The 16,943-nt window shown below is 36.6% G+C and carries 18 protein-coding genes; all 18 read left to right on the top strand.

Features of this window, described 5'->3' with window-relative positions:
- Positions 1–10: 10 nt before the first annotated feature.
- The 18 genes from rfbA (at position 11) to L976_RS12455 (ending at position 16,942) form a co-directional block, all read left to right on the top strand.
- On the top strand, positions 11–874 hold the full coding sequence (gene rfbA / locus L976_RS12370) for a glucose-1-phosphate thymidylyltransferase RfbA (RefSeq protein WP_047537103.1): 864 nt from the start codon (positions 11–13) through the stop codon (positions 872–874).
- Positions 875–885: 11 nt separating this feature from the next.
- A complete protein-coding gene (locus L976_RS12375) occupies positions 886–1,290 on the top strand; it encodes a sugar 3,4-ketoisomerase (RefSeq protein WP_047540463.1) in 405 nt (134 codons plus the stop codon).
- Positions 1,284–1,532: a hypothetical protein gene (locus tag L976_RS12380; protein WP_047537106.1), complete on the top strand. Its 249-nt coding sequence runs from the start codon at positions 1,284–1,286 to the stop codon at positions 1,530–1,532. Before L976_RS12375 ends, L976_RS12380 begins: the two co-directional genes overlap by 7 nt.
- Positions 1,513–2,877: an AMP-binding enzyme gene (locus L976_RS12385; RefSeq protein ID WP_047537109.1), complete on the top strand. Its 1,365-nt coding sequence runs from the start codon at positions 1,513–1,515 to the stop codon at positions 2,875–2,877. Before L976_RS12380 ends, L976_RS12385 begins: the two co-directional genes overlap by 20 nt.
- Positions 2,874–3,593 (top strand): SDR family NAD(P)-dependent oxidoreductase, encoded by a 720-nt coding sequence (locus tag L976_RS12390; RefSeq protein WP_047537112.1) that lies wholly within the window; start codon positions 2,874–2,876, stop codon positions 3,591–3,593. Before L976_RS12385 ends, L976_RS12390 begins: the two co-directional genes overlap by 4 nt.
- Positions 3,593–4,348: an acyltransferase gene (locus L976_RS12395; protein ID WP_231570497.1), complete on the top strand. Its 756-nt coding sequence runs from the start codon at positions 3,593–3,595 to the stop codon at positions 4,346–4,348. The genes L976_RS12390 and L976_RS12395 overlap by 1 nt, the downstream gene beginning before the upstream one ends.
- Before the next feature lie 4 nt (positions 4,349–4,352).
- Positions 4,353–5,459 (top strand): DegT/DnrJ/EryC1/StrS family aminotransferase, encoded by a 1,107-nt coding sequence (locus L976_RS12400; protein WP_047540468.1) that lies wholly within the window; start codon positions 4,353–4,355, stop codon positions 5,457–5,459.
- Positions 5,456–6,706 (top strand): O-antigen translocase, encoded by a 1,251-nt coding sequence (locus tag L976_RS12405; RefSeq protein ID WP_047537115.1) that lies wholly within the window; start codon positions 5,456–5,458, stop codon positions 6,704–6,706. Before L976_RS12400 ends, L976_RS12405 begins: the two co-directional genes overlap by 4 nt.
- Positions 6,703–7,440, top strand: a complete 738-nt coding sequence (locus L976_RS12410) for an acyltransferase (protein WP_047537118.1) — start codon at positions 6,703–6,705, stop codon at positions 7,438–7,440. The genes L976_RS12405 and L976_RS12410 overlap by 4 nt, the downstream gene beginning before the upstream one ends.
- Positions 7,441–7,589: 149 nt before the next feature.
- Positions 7,590–8,486, top strand: a complete 897-nt coding sequence (locus L976_RS12415; protein ID WP_081990917.1) for a glycosyltransferase — start codon at positions 7,590–7,592, stop codon at positions 8,484–8,486.
- A 4-nt stretch (positions 8,487–8,490) separates the two neighbouring features.
- Entirely contained in the window at positions 8,491–9,780 is a 1,290-nt protein-coding gene (locus L976_RS12420) for a hypothetical protein (protein ID WP_047537123.1), read from the top strand.
- Positions 9,781–9,789: 9 nt separating this feature from the next.
- On the top strand, positions 9,790–11,097 hold the full coding sequence (locus L976_RS12425; RefSeq protein ID WP_047537125.1) for a hypothetical protein: 1,308 nt from the start codon (positions 9,790–9,792) through the stop codon (positions 11,095–11,097).
- Complete coding sequence (locus L976_RS12430) at positions 11,090–12,133, top strand: polysaccharide biosynthesis protein (protein ID WP_047537126.1); 1,044 nt, start codon at positions 11,090–11,092, stop codon at positions 12,131–12,133. Before L976_RS12425 ends, L976_RS12430 begins: the two co-directional genes overlap by 8 nt.
- Positions 12,134–13,237 (top strand): UDP-2-acetamido-2,6-beta-L-arabino-hexul-4-ose reductase, encoded by a 1,104-nt coding sequence (gene wbjC / locus L976_RS12435; protein ID WP_047537128.1) that lies wholly within the window; start codon positions 12,134–12,136, stop codon positions 13,235–13,237.
- A gap of 37 nt (positions 13,238–13,274) precedes the next feature.
- On the top strand, positions 13,275–14,405 hold the full coding sequence (gene wecB, locus L976_RS12440) for a non-hydrolyzing UDP-N-acetylglucosamine 2-epimerase (protein ID WP_047537129.1): 1,131 nt from the start codon (positions 13,275–13,277) through the stop codon (positions 14,403–14,405).
- A gap of 68 nt (positions 14,406–14,473) precedes the next feature.
- Complete coding sequence (locus L976_RS12445) at positions 14,474–15,682, top strand: glycosyltransferase family 4 protein (RefSeq protein ID WP_047537131.1); 1,209 nt, start codon at positions 14,474–14,476, stop codon at positions 15,680–15,682.
- Complete coding sequence (locus L976_RS12450) at positions 15,679–16,305, top strand: sugar transferase (RefSeq protein WP_047537134.1); 627 nt, start codon at positions 15,679–15,681, stop codon at positions 16,303–16,305. Before L976_RS12445 ends, L976_RS12450 begins: the two co-directional genes overlap by 4 nt.
- Positions 16,298–16,942 carry an acetyltransferase gene (locus L976_RS12455; RefSeq protein ID WP_047537137.1) on the top strand — a complete coding sequence of 215 codons (645 nt, stop codon included), beginning with the start codon at positions 16,298–16,300 and terminating at the stop codon, positions 16,940–16,942. Before L976_RS12450 ends, L976_RS12455 begins: the two co-directional genes overlap by 8 nt.
- Position 16,943: the final 1 nt, after the last annotated feature.

Genomic DNA, 16,943 nt, shown 5'->3' on the forward strand with positions numbered 1-16,943 from the left:
TTATTTTTTAATGAAAGGAATTATTCTCGCTGGTGGCTCTGGCACTCGTTTATATCCCATTACTAAAGGCGTATCTAAGCAATTATTGCCTGTCTACGATAAGCCAATGATTTACTATCCTATTTCTGTACTTATGCTGTCAGGTATCCGAGATATTCTAATTATTACTACACCAGAGGACCAATCTTCATTTCAGCGCCTACTTGGTGACGGTAGTGAATTTGGTATCAGTTTGCAATATGCAGTTCAAGCAACACCTGATGGCCTAGCGCAAGCCTTTATTATTGGTGAAGAGTTTATTGGCAATGATAATGTGTGTTTAGCACTTGGAGACAATATCTTCTGGGGCCAAGGTTTTTCACCAATACTTAAAAAAGCCGCCGCTAGACAAACTGGTGCATCTGTATTTGGTTATCAAGTTAAAGATCCTGAGCGTTTTGGTGTGGTGGAATTTGATCAAGATCTAAAAGCTATTTCGATTGAAGAAAAACCCCTAAAACCTAAATCTAATTTTGCGGTTACAGGACTGTATTTTTACGATAACCGAGTTGTTAATATCGCTAAAAATGTCAAACCCTCAGAACGCGGTGAGTTAGAAATTACCAGTATTAATCAAGCCTATCTTGAAATGGGTGAGTTAAATGTTGAGCTGCTAGGTCGTGGTTTTGCTTGGTTAGATACTGGCACCTATGAGAGTCTGTTAGAAGCAGCATCATTTGTAGAAACAATCGAAAAAAGACAGGGCTATAAGATAGCTTGCTTAGAGGAAATTGCATGGCGCAATCATTGGCTAAGTAATGAACAAATACTCAAGGTTGCAAATGAAATGTCCAAGAATAGTTATGGACAATATCTAAGTTCATTACTCGAATGAAGGAGTTAATGGTGAGCTTAATTAAATTAATTGAGTTTAAAAATCTTGGTGATGAAAGAGGGAATTTAGTTTCATTTGAAGGTAATAAAAATATCCCTTTTGAAATAAAACGTGTTTATTGTATTTATGCCACTAAACAGAATGTGGTTAGAGGCTTGCATGCCCATAAAAAACTTAAACAGGTTGCAATAGCTTTAAAGGGTAGCTGTAAGTTCGTATTGGATGACGGCTTAAAACGTGAAGAGATTCTTTTAGACATACCTACACATGGCCTATTAATTGACTCATGCACATGGCGAGAAATGCATGATTTTTCGGATGACTGTGTATTGATGGTTTTAGCAAGCGATATATATGATGAAGATGATTACATTCGTGATTATCAAAATTTCTTACAGGAAATTAAAAAATGTTAAAAAAAATTATTTTAGATAAATTTAATGAAGCTTTGGCTCAAACAAATGCAAATAAGTCATATGATAATTTAAGTGATGACACCATTTTACTAGAGACAGAACTTGATTCACTAGGTTTTGCAATTTTGGTCGCTCTGTTGGAAGAGGAACTAGATTACGATCCATTTCAGTTGATGGAAGATGCTGTGTATCCTCAAACTTTTGGCGAATTCGTAGCTATTTATGAAAAATACTCAAAGTAAAAATCAAGAGACACTTTTAGATTTTCTAAAGCGAGTACCGGCTCATAGAACGTGTATTGTTAATAATCGGGAAAGTGTTACCTATTCTGAAATGCTAGCTATTTCTAATAACTTCTTAGATAAATACTCAGCTTATAAGAATAGTAATATTGCTGTTAAATTTGGTTCTCGTGAGCTTGCTGCTAAGTTTTTACCCTCTATATCTTATCTAGCAAATAATTTATTAATTCTACCTGATGGATTGGATACAGTTACAGAACAAGAATTTTTTTTGAAGGTAAGTGTAAATTATTATTTTAACTTTAGTGAGTCAAATGTTGAAGTTAAAATAATATCAGAACATCTATCAGATAGTTTTGAACGTAGATGGATACTTGCAACATCAGGCACTACAGGTATGCCAAAGTTAGTTTCTTATGAACTTGAGCGTCTTACTGGAACTGCTAAAACTGATGTGGAAAAAGGTGGCGAATATAACTGGGCACTCGTTTATGATATTAATCGGTTTGCTGGTTTACAAGTGTATTTTCAATCAATACGTTCTGGTTCTAAATTAACCATTCTAGAATCTAATTATAGCATACCTGAGATTATAGATTTACTAATTTCTACAAATGTAAATTGTTTGTCTGCTACACCCTCTTTTTATCGAAAGCTACTTATGGATCCTAGAAGTCATTCTATTAATTTAAAAAGGATTACGTTAGGTGGTGAAATTGCTGATCAAACAATTTTAAATACATTAAAAACTACCTATCACGAGGCTAAAATAACCCATATTTATGCTTCAACAGAGGCTGGTGTTGGGTTTAGTGTTAATGACCTGAGAGAAGGATTTCCTATTTCATTCTTGGATAAGCCATCATGTGAATCTCATTTTCAACCAAATATAAAGTTGAAAGATGGTGTGCTATGGATCAAATCTAAGAATTCATCTAATACGACTATAAGCGGTGTTTTGCAAATCGATGATGACGGATACATAAATACTGGAGATTTAGTTTCGATTGTTGATGATAGAGTTATATTCATGGGACGCGAAAGTGGTACGATCAATGTTGGAGGTAATAAGGTTTTACCAGAAGAAATTGAAAGGATCATTTTAAAACACGATGCAGTATCTGAATGTCATGCATTTGGTAAAAAAAATTCAATGATGGGTATGTTAGTTGCGTGCAATATAGTTCTTAAGGAATCTTTTAACGACCATAGTCAACTTAAGAAAGACATACAGTCTTTTTGCTATTCACAATTAGAACCATTTAAGGTTCCAGCTTTGATTAAATTTGTTGATCAAATTGAGAAAAATTCTGTTGGAAAAATCATGAGAGGTAAAGCTTCATGAGAGTAGTTATAGTAACAGGTTCAAGTAAGGGATTAGGACTAGCGATTTCAAAAAAGCTTCTTGAAAGTAATTACAAAGTAGTTGGAATTAGCCGCACAGAAGGCGATTTTCATCAATTGAGAGTTGCTTATCCTGAGCATGCTTTTTTTTATGAGTACGATTTTTCTGAGACTGAAGGTATCTCAAATTTAGTCAAAAAAATATTAAAAGATCATGGGCGACCTTACGGCTTAATAAACAATGCAGCTATTGGTCATGATGGTGTTTTAGCGACAATGCATGAAAAAGATATTAGTCAACTAATTATTACTAATATTATGTCACCTATTTTGCTAACAAAATATGTAAGTCGTGCCATGTTATTAAATCAGTGTGGTCGAATTGTAAATGTTGGTTCGATTATTGGAAGCACTGGTTTTAACGGATTAAGTGTTTATGGGGCATCTAAGTCAGCCTTATCCGGCTTTACAAAATCCCTCTCAAGGGAAGTTGGAAAAGCGAATATCACCGTAAATACTCTAGCTCCTGGTTATATGGAGACTGCAATGACAGCAGGTCTTCAAGGTGAGAAATTGCAGTCAATTAAAAGAAGAAGTCCACTTGGGCGTCTAGCAAATGTTGACGATGCCGCAGCTGCCGCTGTTTTTTTACTCTCTGATGGTGCAAGCTCTATAACAGGGACAACTATTACAGTTGATGCGGGGAGTACTGCTTAATGTCGGTATTGATTCACCCTTCAGCGATTATTTCACCTTTAGCAACTTTAGAAGATAACGTTGAGATTGGACCTTTTACGGTGATACATGAAAATGTGTATTTAAGTTCAGGCTGTCGCATTGGTGCCTATTGTGAATTAGGTCTTCCTTCTCCATTAGCAGCAGAGAAAGAATTAAAGTTTGGTAAAAATTGCAATATTAGAAGTCATAATGTCTTCTATTCTGGCTCTAAAATAGGGAACTCTCTTAATACTGGTCATTATGTTAGTGTTAGAGAAAATAGTATAATAGGTGATGGATGCCAGTTGGGGAATCGTTCCGATGTACAAGGTGATTGTGTAATTGGAAATTATACTAAATGCCATGCTGATGTGCATATTGGTAAAATGTCAAGAATTGGTAACTATGTTTGGCTCTTTCCTGAAGTGCTACTGACTAATGATCCTACACCTCCAAGTACCGATCTTATTGGTGTAACTATTGATGATTTTGCAGTCTTAGCTGCAAAAGTTCTCGTGCTTCCTGGAGTTAGTATTGGTAAAGATTGTGTAGTAGCCGCAGGTTCTGTTGTTAAAGAAAATATTCCTGAGGGCAAATTAGCGAGCGGAAATCCAATAAAAATAATCTGTGATTCTAAAATTTTACGAATGCACAATAATCCTAAGTTAAAGGCATATCCATGGCGTAATCGATTTCATAGAGGTTATCCAGAGGAGGTCGTTGAAACTTGGTTGAATGACGTTAAAGAGAAATAACATGATAGTTCCTTTTTTAGATTTACAAAAAATTAATCAACAATATCAATCTGAATTAAAAGAAGCTTGTAGCAGAGTGATCGATTCAGGTTGGTATATTATGGGTAATGAACTTGCTCAATTTGAAGCTGAATTTGCATCTTATTGTGGAACAAAGCATTCTCTTGGTGTTGCGAATGGGTTGGATGCTTTAATCTTAGTCATCCGAGCATGGAAGGAGTTGGGTAAACTACAAGCCGGTGACGAAGTGATTGTTCAGGCCAATACTTATATAGCATCTGTGTTAGCGATTACAGAGAATGATTTAGTACCAGTATTAGTTGAACCAAACCCTACTACCTATAATCTTGACCCACAAATTGTTCGCGACGCTATCACAGACAAAACAAAGTTAATTTTGCCAGTACATTTATATGGTCAACTTTCACCAATGCCTGAAATTATGGCTATTGCAAAAGAGTTTGGTTTATTAGTTTTAGAGGATTGTGCTCAAGCTCATGGTGCTGAAATAAATGGTAAACGAGCTGGTAATTGGGGCGATGCAGCTGGTTTTAGCTTTTATCCTGGAAAAAACTTAGGAGCCCTTGGTGATGCTGGAGCTATAACTACAAACGATGATCAATTAGCACAAACCATTAAGGCGCTTCGAAATTATGGATCCCATAAGAAGTATGAAAACCTATATCAGGGGGTAAATAGTCGTTTAGATGAAATCCAAGCTGCTATGTTGCGCGTCAAGTTACGCCATTTAGAGGCCGAAACAGCCCGCCGTCAGCATATTGCTCAGACTTATCGCACCAATATCAGCAACTCACTCATTACTCTTCCACAAGTGAATGAAGAACTTGCTCACGTTTGGCATTTGTTTGTGGTGCGCTGTGATAACCGCGAAGACTTGCAGCAGCATTTGTCTGATATGGGAATTCAAACTTTAATTCATTACCCCATTCCGCCACATAAACAGCAGGCTTATGGTCGTCATTATGCTGATTTACAACTACCACTAACTGAATTAATTCATCAGCAAGTGCTCTCTATCCCGTTAGATCCAACCATGAACGATGAAAACATAGTTAAAGTTATTTCAGCTATGAATGAGTTTGTTCGATGAAGCGTTTACTCAAAGTCACCGCTATGACAGGGTTACTAACCTTGTTAAAAATGGCGATGGGGTTTGTAATTGCTAAAGTGGTGGCTATTTATACTGGTCCAACTGGTTTGGCTATGTTGGGGCAAGTGCAAAGCCTTGTAGGCAGCTTAAACGGAATAATAAATGCGCCAGCAGGAAGCGGTGTAGTACGTTATACCGCAGAAAATAAAGCACATGGTTTTGATGCTTGCGCACCCTGGTGGCGCGCGTCTTTGCAGTGGATATTGATTATCTCGGTCATAGCAATTCCATTGGGGGTGTTATTAGCCAAACCCATAGCTGCTGGCCTATTCCAAGATAAAGAACTTGCCTGGATTGTAGTAGCGACGGTCTGTCTGTTGCCATTAGCAGCTATAGGCACGTTGTTTAATTCGGTTATTAATGGTCAGGAGTTGTATCGCCGTTATGTGGGGTTGGGCATGCTAACTGTGTTGATCTCAAGTGGCATGATGCTGGTAATGATTGGCCTCTATAATATTCAAGGTGCATTATTAGCGGCCTCAGTGCAAGCTGCCTTAATTGGCTTGGTGATGCTATTTGCCAACATTCGCCAGCCTTGGTTTAAGCTGCGTTATTGGTGGGGCGCGGTAGACCCAAAAGCGCGTAAACAAATCGGCGGTTATATGCTTATGGCCAGCGCCAGTGCATTGACGGTGCCCGTTTCATTAATTTTGGTACGTAATATTTTAATTGATCAAGTGGGTTGGGATGGTGCTGGACAATGGCAAGCTGTGTGGAAAATTTCTGAAGTATATCTGGGTATAATAACAATTGCTTTAGGTACATATTTTCTTCCGAGATTGTCGAAAATCGAATGTAGTAAACTTATTTTATTAGAATTAAATAAAACGGCTATAACAGTTATTCCAATTGTGATTGCTATAGCATCAATTATTTTTCTTTTGCGTGACACAATTGTTTTGATTTTATTTACTAATTCTTTTTATGAAGCAAGAAATTTATTTGCAATTCAATTGTTGGGTGATATTTTAAAAATTTCTAGTTGGGTCTATGCATATCCTCTATTATCTAGAGGTGTCGTTAAATTGTTTGTTTTTATTGAGTTTTCATTCTCGCTGATGTTTGTTTGCCTAGTTTTCTTTTTTGTGAAATTTTATGGCCTTCAAGGCGCCACAATCGCATATGCCTTGAATTACTTATTGTGTCTAATTTTTGTATTATTTAAATTAAGGCGTATTGTTAAATGATTGGTAATTTGAAAAATAAAGTTAGCAAAATAAAAGAATCCAATTTAATACTATATTGTTTCATTAAGCGAATATGGTTTAGGCCATACTTTTTAGGTTTTGATTTTATTTGTTGTTATTTTTATTCTCTTTATTTGTCTTGGAAGATTTTTGGGTTTTCATTTTTTCCTAGAGTTTTTTTCTCAAACGAAACTTTTAGAGTTATCGTAAATAAAAGTGGTTCGGCAATCATCCAAAGCAACTCAAAAATTGCATTAGTTTTTGAGTCTTTTATCCATGGGGTTAATAGAACTGTAATTCAAATAGGAAACAATGCTAAACTAGAGATCTCGAATACGTTTCAAATAGGCGACGGTTGTAAAATTATCGTATCTGACGATGCGCAATTGATGCTAAAAGGATGTCTAAATGGCGAGTCATCTGGTGTAACATGTGATTCGTTAATTATGTGTAGTAAAAATATTGAAATAGGCGGAGGGACTATAATTTCATGGGGATGCTACTTAAGTGATTCTTCAAATCATTATGTAAATGGGAGAATAATTAAAGATTCAATTATTATTGGTAATAATGTATGGGTAAGTGATAGTTGTACTATTGGACCTGGGACTGTTATCGGCGATGGCTGTATCATTGGTTCTAAATCATACGTTAAAGGGACATTTGGGTGCCGCTCACTACTAGTTGGTTGTCCTGCTAAAATTAAAAGAACTAATATAGATTGGTCTCGTTAGTAATTATGAATTTTTTCGTTTTCCTAAAATTAAAACTCAATTGTTGTACTTCATTTTATGACTCAAATTCGATGTTGTTGAGTTTTTAAACTTGAAATTTCTTTAATAATATTTTCTAATCACTAGAATTTACTTCAAAATATCTCAATATGAATGACTCACCACTAGTTAGTATCTTGATGTTAGTTTATAATCAAGAACAGTATATTCGCGATGCTTTGCAATCTATTGTTACACAAAAATATAAAAATTTCGAAGTAATCATTTCTGACGATTGTTCAATCGATAGTTCGGTCTCGATTATTAAGGATTTTATAGCAACCCATAACATTGGTTGTACTATTACATTAAATTTAAATAAAGAAAATTTAGGGATTTCTAAAAATTTCGAAACGGGTGTAGCATTGTGTCGTGGACAATATATCTGCTTAGCTGCCGGAGATGATATTTCTGCCGATAATAGATTGTCATCATCTATGACTTCATTTATAGATAATCCGGATCTTGCAGCAGTGTTTTCAAATCTTAAAATAATAGATGAGTCAGGTTCTTTAAAACATGATTATTTTCAAGAGAAACCAATTTATAGTCGTAATTTGTCAGACGTCATAGCAGGAAGACCAATTTGGTCAATCGGTGCTTCTTTATGCTTTAAGAGAGATTTGTTGGACAAGTTTTCAGGGTTTATACCCGGTACATATCAAGAAGATGGTGTCTTGGCATACAGAGCTTTGTTGATTGGTAGTTTCGAATTTATAGCTGAGCCTTTAGTGTATTATCGTGTTCATTCTAATAATGCATCACAAAATATATCTTTAGAAAAAAAGGTTTTCTTTAAATCTCAAGAGTTATATCTAATAAGAAATGCGATTAAAGATACTAATGAGTTCATGAGTCTTAATGAAGATAAAGAGAAGATATTAGCGGTATTACGTTATAGATATTTTAGGCTGAAAATATTGAATCATTTTCTATCAATAAATGCGTTTGCAAAGTTAGCTTTTATTACATCAAATATCTTGAGAAAGATGGCCTTCAGAAGATAAGATAATGATAGTTTTACGAGCTACTATTTTATTCTACATTTTTTATGGAGCATTACTTTTTGCTGCTCCGTTAAAAAATCAATATATGGACCTCTTACCAGGTTATATTTTTTCATGTTTTATTTTTATTCCTATTTTTTTAGGTGTTGCATCTGTTCAACTAATCATAAAAAAAACGGGGAGTAATAAAGAAATTGTTAATGATCGTAATCATGTTGTTTTACCAGATTCCAGATTGAACTTATTAATGATATTTTGCTTTTTAAGCATTCCAGCATCCTTATATGCAACCAATTTTTATACGGGACTTAATCCTGTTGAATTATTTCTAAAAGTTTTTTTGGAATCTAAGTCATCTTATAATGATTATCAGTCATATTTTCAAGAAAATAATTTAGGCGCATTTTCTATTTCTAAATTACCAGCCATTCTTTCTAATACCTTCGTCAAACTACTTGTAATAGTAAATTTTTATATCTTATATATGAAAGGCAGTTTTTTTACTCGTAAAAGATTTAAGCTCTCTTTGTTTTTGTCTTTAGTTTCATTTATTTACTTTTCAATGGCTAGGGGAACTTCATTTGAGTTTTTCGAGTTGATAGCATTAAATCTTTTTCTGATATTGTATAGTTCTAATATGACTATAAAAAAATTTGCTTTTTCTAAAAAATTTTTAAAATTAATTGTTTTTTCTATTCTTTGTCTTTTGGTTTATTCTTTTAATATATCCATGCGGTATTCAGGGAGCTATGTTCCTGGCTGTCACTCAGCAATTTTTTGTTATCAGGAAAATAACATGTTACCAGATGGTATCGCACTTATACTTTTTAAAATAAGTGGCTATTTTGTTTTTGGTTTTTATTATCTCTCTCAATTTATTAATTACGTAGTTTATGAGTCTGCTGATTATTTAGTTTTTCTTTTTACATCGATGGCAGTTTTGGATTCTCAAGTCACATCTAGGTTCTTGTGTGAATCTCATTTTGATTGTCAGGCTATGTGGTCTCCCTCTCTAGAAACATGGTCTATTGATTATGGTTTTTTGACAACAATCTTGTTTGTTTACTTTTTTGTTCTGTTAGCGACATTAACTTATAGCGCTAGACATATAGTTGGTTATTTTTCGGTTTTTGTTATTAATTACATGCTTTTTTTACAATTCATAGCCTTCCCAGTCGGTAATTTTGTTGGTGCTTCTTCAGCAACAAAATTGATTTTAGCGGGTTCAATTTTATTTGTTTTGTCAAAGTTAATTTTTCATTTGCTCTTACGAGTTAAAAATAATGTTAGATAGGTGGTCACTTTGAGCTTATTGGTTATCAGTAATAACAAGTTTTCTACAGTTAGAAATAACGGTAAGACATTAGCTTCTTTTTTCGAAAAAACTGAGCTCGCCAATCTATATCAACTTAGTCTTCACAATGATGTGTTTGATATTGATATAGGTTCACATGCTCTTACTATTACACCTGCGGGACTAAGTTTTGGTTCTGATTCTGATGATATTAATTTTAAGGACTCTCTTTCAAGTTGCAGTGTAAACGAAAGTTATAATAAAAGAACTGCATTAGATGTCCAGGGTAAGGGAGGGTTTAGGAATATTTTAAAGCCAATAGTTAATTTGTTCTCAAATTTTAAAAAACGAAATTTTTTCAATCTTATTTGTCGCGATATTATATATTTACCGTCTTTAGTCGTATCGTTTTATCGAGTTGCTTCTTTTGTTAGAGAGAGAAATATACAAAAGGTTTTTTTTGTATATCCTGATTTTTTATTTTTTCAATATTTCGTTATTTTTTTGGTTAGAGCGACCAACGTTAAGTTAACTATTTACTTTACTGATGATTATCTTCTTGATTTCAATCCTACAGATTCTATCATTCGCACGAGAGGTGGTTATGCTACCTTGCTTAATGGAAATATAAAGAAATTGTTTAAGCTAAATCCTCGGGTTTTCGTCATAAGTCAGAAAATGTCTGATGTTTACTCGAATGTGTTTGGCGTTAAATCACAGGTTTTGATAAATTCAAACTCTTTATTAAAAAATGACTCTGAAGTTACAGAGGATTGTATAGTCAAATCGAAAAAAATATGCATAAGTTACTTTGGTTCTCTTCACAGTGGTAGAAATGAATCGCTCATAAAGTTTTCTGATTTAGTTGTTAAATACGTTAGGCGTACAGGTGTTGACGTTGTTATTAATGTCTATACATCTGATAAGGTTAATATCTGCTCGGGTGATTTCCCTCCTTTGGTTCACTTCGCTCAACCGTGTATTGGTGAGTCTTATCTTAAGAAAGTTGAAGATTCAGATTATTTACTGTTTATGGAAGGGTTTAGTAAAGAGGATATAAAGTCAACTTGGTTGTCTTGCTCTACTAAAATCCCTGAATACCTCTCGTCTAAAAAACCAATAATTGCATTTGGTCACCCTCAGAATGGCTCAATGGATTTGCTAATAAGTAATGAATTAGGTATTTATTTAAATGATAATGACATAGGTGATCATTTTAATGAAGAACTGGTTTACAGTATAACTGATTCAGCTTTTAAATATTATATAGAAAATTTTTCAAAAGAAATTATGATGCAGAGGTTAAGTTATGAATGATTATAAAAATAAAGTTTTATTGATTACTGGTGGTACCGGTTCTTTTGGTAATGCAGTCTTAAATCGTTTCTTAGATACTGATATTTCTGAAATAAGAATTTTTTCTCGTGATGAGAAAAAACAAGACGACATGCGCAAAAAATATAATAGCTCAAAGTTGAAGTTTTATATTGGTGATGTGCGCGATTATCAATCCATTTTAAATGCCACCCGTGGTGTGGACTATATCTATCATGCTGCTGCGCTTAAGCAGGTGCCTTCATGTGAATTTCACCCAATGGAAGCTGTAAAGACTAATGTGTTAGGTACTGAAAATGTGCTTGAAGCAGCGATTCAAAACCAAGTTAAGCGCATTGTGTGCTTAAGCACCGATAAAGCAGTTTATCCAATTAATGCTATGGGCATTTCCAAAGCGATGATGGAAAAAGTTATTGTAGCTAAGTCTCGTAACGTCGATCCTAATAAAACTGTTATTTCAGCTACGCGTTACGGTAATGTAATGGCTTCGCGTGGTTCTGTTATACCATTATTCTTACGACAAATTATTAATGATCAGCCACTTACTGTAACTGATCCTAATATGACTCGTTTTATGATGACCTTAAATGATGCCGTTGATTTGGTTTTACATGCCTTTGAACACGGTTCTAATGGCGATATTTTTGTGCAAAAAGCGCCTGCAGCCACAATCGACGTATTAGTTAAGGCGTTGCTGCAAATTACTGGTAAATCAGGGCACCAAGTAAATATTATTGGGACTCGTCATGGTGAGAAGCTTTATGAAGCATTGTGCAGCCGTGAAGAGATGTTCGTTGCTGAAGATCAGGGTGGCTATTACCGTATCCCCTCAGACAACCGTGATCTGAACTACTCAAAGTATAATGAGGAAGGAGAGAAAGACTTGTCAGTGATTGAGGATTACAATTCTCACAATACTGAGCGATTGGATGTTGAAGGAATGGTGAAATTGCTGCATAAACTCGATTTTATCCGTGATATTGAAGCGGGTAGTTTGGTTGTTCCTGAGGGGGTTTAAATGAAAATCGTCGTTACTGGTGCACAAGGTTTTATTGGTAAAAATCTTTGTGTAATGCTGCACGAAAATGGCTATGAAGATATCGTCGAAGTTGACCGTGAAACATCCGAAGAACTACTCGCTAAATATCTCTATGACGCTGATTTTGTCTATCATTTAGCTGGTATCAATCGTCCAAAAGATGATGAAGAGTTTCAACAGGGTAATGCGGAACTCACGCGTTTTATTGTTGAACAACTTACTCTGAGTGGGAAAAATGCCCCTTTAATGTTAAGTTCCTCAAGTCAGGCAACACTAGATAATCCTTATGGTAAAAGTAAACTGCTAGCGGAACAAGCGGCCGAGCAATATAGCATTACTACTGGCGCTGCTTACTATATTTATCGGTTTCCTAATGTGTTCGGTAAGTGGTGCAAGCCTAACTATAACTCGTTTGTGGCAACTTTTTGCTATAACACGCTGAATGGTTTAGATATCACTATTAACGATCCATTAGCACCTGTGACTTTAGTTTATATTGATGATGTTTGTGCTAACTTAATTTCATTACTAGAAGGTAGCTCAAAGAGCGGACATAAGAGCGTATCACCGGAATATCCAACCACAGTTGGTGAAGTTGCTGACTTATTGCGTGCTTTTAAAGCAAGCCGAGACAATCTCGTAACTGAAAATGTCGGAACGGGGTTGACTCGAGCACTTTACTCTACTTACCTAAGCTATATGTCGCCTGAACAATTTAGTTATGCTATTCCGAGTTATGGTGATGAGCGCGGTGTTTTTAGTGAAATGCTAAAAACTAAAGTAGCTGGTCAGTTTTCCTTCTTTACAGCTCATCCAGGAATTACCCGCGGCGGCCATTATCACCACTCTAAGAATGAGAAGTTTTTGGTGTTAAAAGGTAAAGCGCTATTTAAGTTTGAACATATTTGTAGTGGTGAACGTTACGAGCTGCAAACTGATAGTAGCTCTCCTCGAATAGTTGAGACTGTACCTGGTTGGTCACATGACATCACCAATATTGGTGATGAAGAAATGATTGTTATGCTTTGGGCAAATGAGATTTTTGATCGTGAAGCACCAGATACATTTGCACGCCCACTTTAGTCCTGCAGTTTTTATATGAATATTGGCAGAAAGTAGAATGAAAAAATTAAAAGTTATGTCAGTCGTGGGCACGCGCCCAGAGATTATTCGTTTATCCCGCGTATTGGCTAAATTAGATGAACACTGTGAACATATTTTGGTTCACACAGGTCAAAACTACGATTTTGAGCTCAATGAAGTATTTTTTAATGATTTGGGTGTGCGTAAACCTGATTATTTTTTGAATGCTGCGGGTAAAAATGCTGCAGAAACTATTGGCCAAGTGATCATTAAAGTTGACCAAGTATTAGAAGAAGTTCAGCCCGAAGCCATGTTGGTACTGGGTGATACCAACTCTTGCCTTTCAGCTATACCTGCGAAACGCCGTAAAGTGCCGATTTTCCATATGGAAGCGGGGAACCGTTGCTTTGATCAGCGCGTTCCTGAAGAGACGAATCGCCGTATTGTCGATCATACTGCCGATATCAATCTTACTTACAGTACCATTGCCCGTGATTACTTATTGGCAGAGGGTATACCTGCAGATCGTGTGATTAAAACCGGTAGCCCCATGTTTGAAGTGCTCAACCACTACATGCCTCAAATAGATAGCTCAGATGTACTGGAACGCTTGAGTTTAGAGCAAGGCAAATTCTTTGTGGTAAGTGCTCACCGTGAAGAAAACGTCGATTCGCCTAAACAATTAGCCAAGTTAGCTGAGACTTTAAATACCGTTGCTGCGCACTATAATCTACCTGTTATTGTGTCAACCCATCCACGTACACGTAACCGTATTGAGGCTCAGGGAATTCAGTTTCATCCGAACATTCAATTATTAAAACCACTCGGTTTTCATGATTACAATCATTTGCAAAAAAATGCTAAAGCCGTGCTTTCTGACAGTGGTACGATTAATGAGGAATCGTCCATCATGAACTTCCCAGCGCTTAATCTGCGTGAAGCTCATGAGCGTCCAGAGGGAATGGAAGAGGCTTCAGTAATGATGGTTGGCCTTGCGGTTGAACGTGTCATGCAAGGATTAGCTGTTTTAGAAACACAGCACTCTGGTGATTTGCGTGATTTACGTCTGGTCTCTGATTACAGCATGCCCAATGTCGCTGATAAAGTTGTGCGAATTATTCATAGTTATCGTGATTATGTAATGCGAACGGTGTGGAAGCAGTATTAATGATTGAAGAATGTAGGAGAGTTTTCTCCTACATATTTTATTTGCAATATTAATAAGATAATAGCATTTTGAAAATATTAATTGTTACACAATGGTTTGACCCTGAGCCAACTTTCAAAGGCTTACTTTTTGCAAAAAAACTCGTTGAGTATGGTCATCAAGTTGAGGTTATTACAGGTTTTCCTAATTATCCTGGTGGTAAAGTATATGATGGTTATAAGATCAAAGCCTATCAAAAAGAGCTAATTGATGGCGTTGTAGTACATCGTGTGCCGTTGTATCCAAGCCATGATGGCTCAGCATTTAAACGAATTTTGAATTATGTTTCTTTTGCTGCAAGCTCTCTTCTGTGTGGCTTGTTTAAAGTCATTAAACCTGATGTGATTTATAGTTATCATCCACCACTGACTACCTCGCTCAGCGCTCTTTTTATTGGCATGTTTAGACGAGTGCCCTTTATTACTGATATTCAAGATTTGTGGCCGGATACTTTAGCGGCAACTGGAATGCTGACAAACCCCAAAGCGCTGTCTATTGTCGAGAAGGTTTGTCAGTTTGTTTATCACCGTGCGGCGAAGATCGTTGTGTTATCACCAGGTTTTAAAGCGCGATTGGTAGCTAAGGGTATTGCAGATTCAAAAATAGAGTTAATTTATAATTGGTGTGATGAAAGTGCATTGATGAATTCTCGTTCAACGCAGTTATCACTCCCAACCAATGATAAATTAAATATTGTATTCGCTGGCAACTTGGGTTTTGCGCAAGGGTTACCTGCCATCGTCGAGGCTGCTCATTTACTTAGTCAGCGCAATGTTAGCGCTAATTTGGTGTTGATTGGTGATGGAGTGGCAAAAGCAGCAGCACAACAACAAGTTGCTGAACTGCAACTGGATAACATCTATTTTTTACCAAGAGTCCCCATGCAAGAGGTTGGTACTTTACTAAAAGCCGCTGATGCACTTTTAGTTCATTTGACTGATGATGAACTTTTTTCAATTACTATTCCATCCCGTACTCAAGCCTATTTAGCTGTCGGCAAGCCAATTGTTATGGGAGTTGATGGCGATGCAGCGCAATTGATAAAAGCTGCCCAAGCAGGGGTAAGCTGTAAAGCCAATTCAGCTGAATCATTAGCTAATGCGGTTGAGCAAATGGTTACATTGAATGCTGATGAACGTCAGCAAATGGCAAATAATGCACATGATTTTTATCATAAACACTTATCGTTAGCGCATGGGGTTAAAAAATTCGTCGCCGTCTTTGAGGAGGTAAAGTGAAACGTTTATTCGATATAGTAGTCTCCTTTTGTGCGCTATTATTGTTGTCCCCCATCATCGCCATAGTGGCATGGAAAATACGTAAAAACCTTGGCTCGCCAGTGCTGTTTCGCCAGACTCGCCCTGGCTTGCATGGTAAGCCATTTGAAATGGTAAAGTTTCGCACTATGAAAGATGCAACTGATGTGCAGGGCAACAGTTTGCCAGATGCTGAGCGAATGACGCCGTTTGGTAATAAATTGCGCAGCAGTAGTTTGGATGAGTTACCAGAACTTTGGAATGTATTAAAAGGCGAGATGAGCTTAGTTGGTCCGCGACCACTATTAATGCAATATTTACCACTTTATAGCCCAGAGCAAGCTCGACGCCATGAGGTGCGCCCCGGTGTCACTGGTTGGGCACAGATAAATGGTCGCAATGCGATTAGTTGGGAAGATAAATTCAAACTCGATGTGTGGTATGTGGATAATCGCTCTTTTGGGCTTGATATTAAAATATTACTGTCAACGGTAAAAAAGGTATTTGTTAAAGAGGGTATTTCTGCTGATGGTCATGTAACTATTGCACCGTTTACTGGGAATGAGCAGCAAGACAAGGTGAATGAAGGCTATATCCATGAGTAAACGCTCGCTTGGGCCATGCGCGATTCTCGGTGCCAGCGGTCATGGTAAGGTGATTGCTGAAATCGCTGAGCTAAATGGTTTTTCAGAGATCCACTTTTATGATGATCGCTGGCCTGAGCTTGCACAAGTCGAACACTGGCCGGTGTTAGGTGACAGCGATGCTTTGCTTAAGCAAGTGGCTCACTATGCAAATGTGGTCGTTGCAATAGGCCATAACGCCATTCGGTTAGAAAAATACAATCAACTATTTGCCCAAGGTGCGCACTGTTTGCCTTTGATTCACCCAAGCGCGATCATCAGTCGTCACGCTCATCTTGAGTGTGGCACGGTGGTAATGGCTGGAGCGGTGATTAATCCATTTAGCTGTATTGGCAAAGCCTGTATCATCAACACTGCCGCAACAGTGGATCATGATTGTGTGATTGCCGATGGTGTTCACATTAGCCCTGGGGCAAATCTTGCCGGAGGTGTTTCTGTGGGAGAGACGAGTTGGCTTGGAGTTGGCGTAAATATCAAGCAACTTATCAACATTGGTATAAATGCTGTTGTTGGTGCGGGGGCAACAGTAATAAATAACGTTTTAGATAATCAGACTGTGGTGGGTGTACCCGCCAAACCAATTTGTCGTAAGGAATGAT

It is taken from the genome of Shewanella sp. ZOR0012 (assembly GCF_000798835.1).
GTDB lineage: Bacteria > Pseudomonadota > Gammaproteobacteria > Enterobacterales > Shewanellaceae > Shewanella > Shewanella xiamenensis.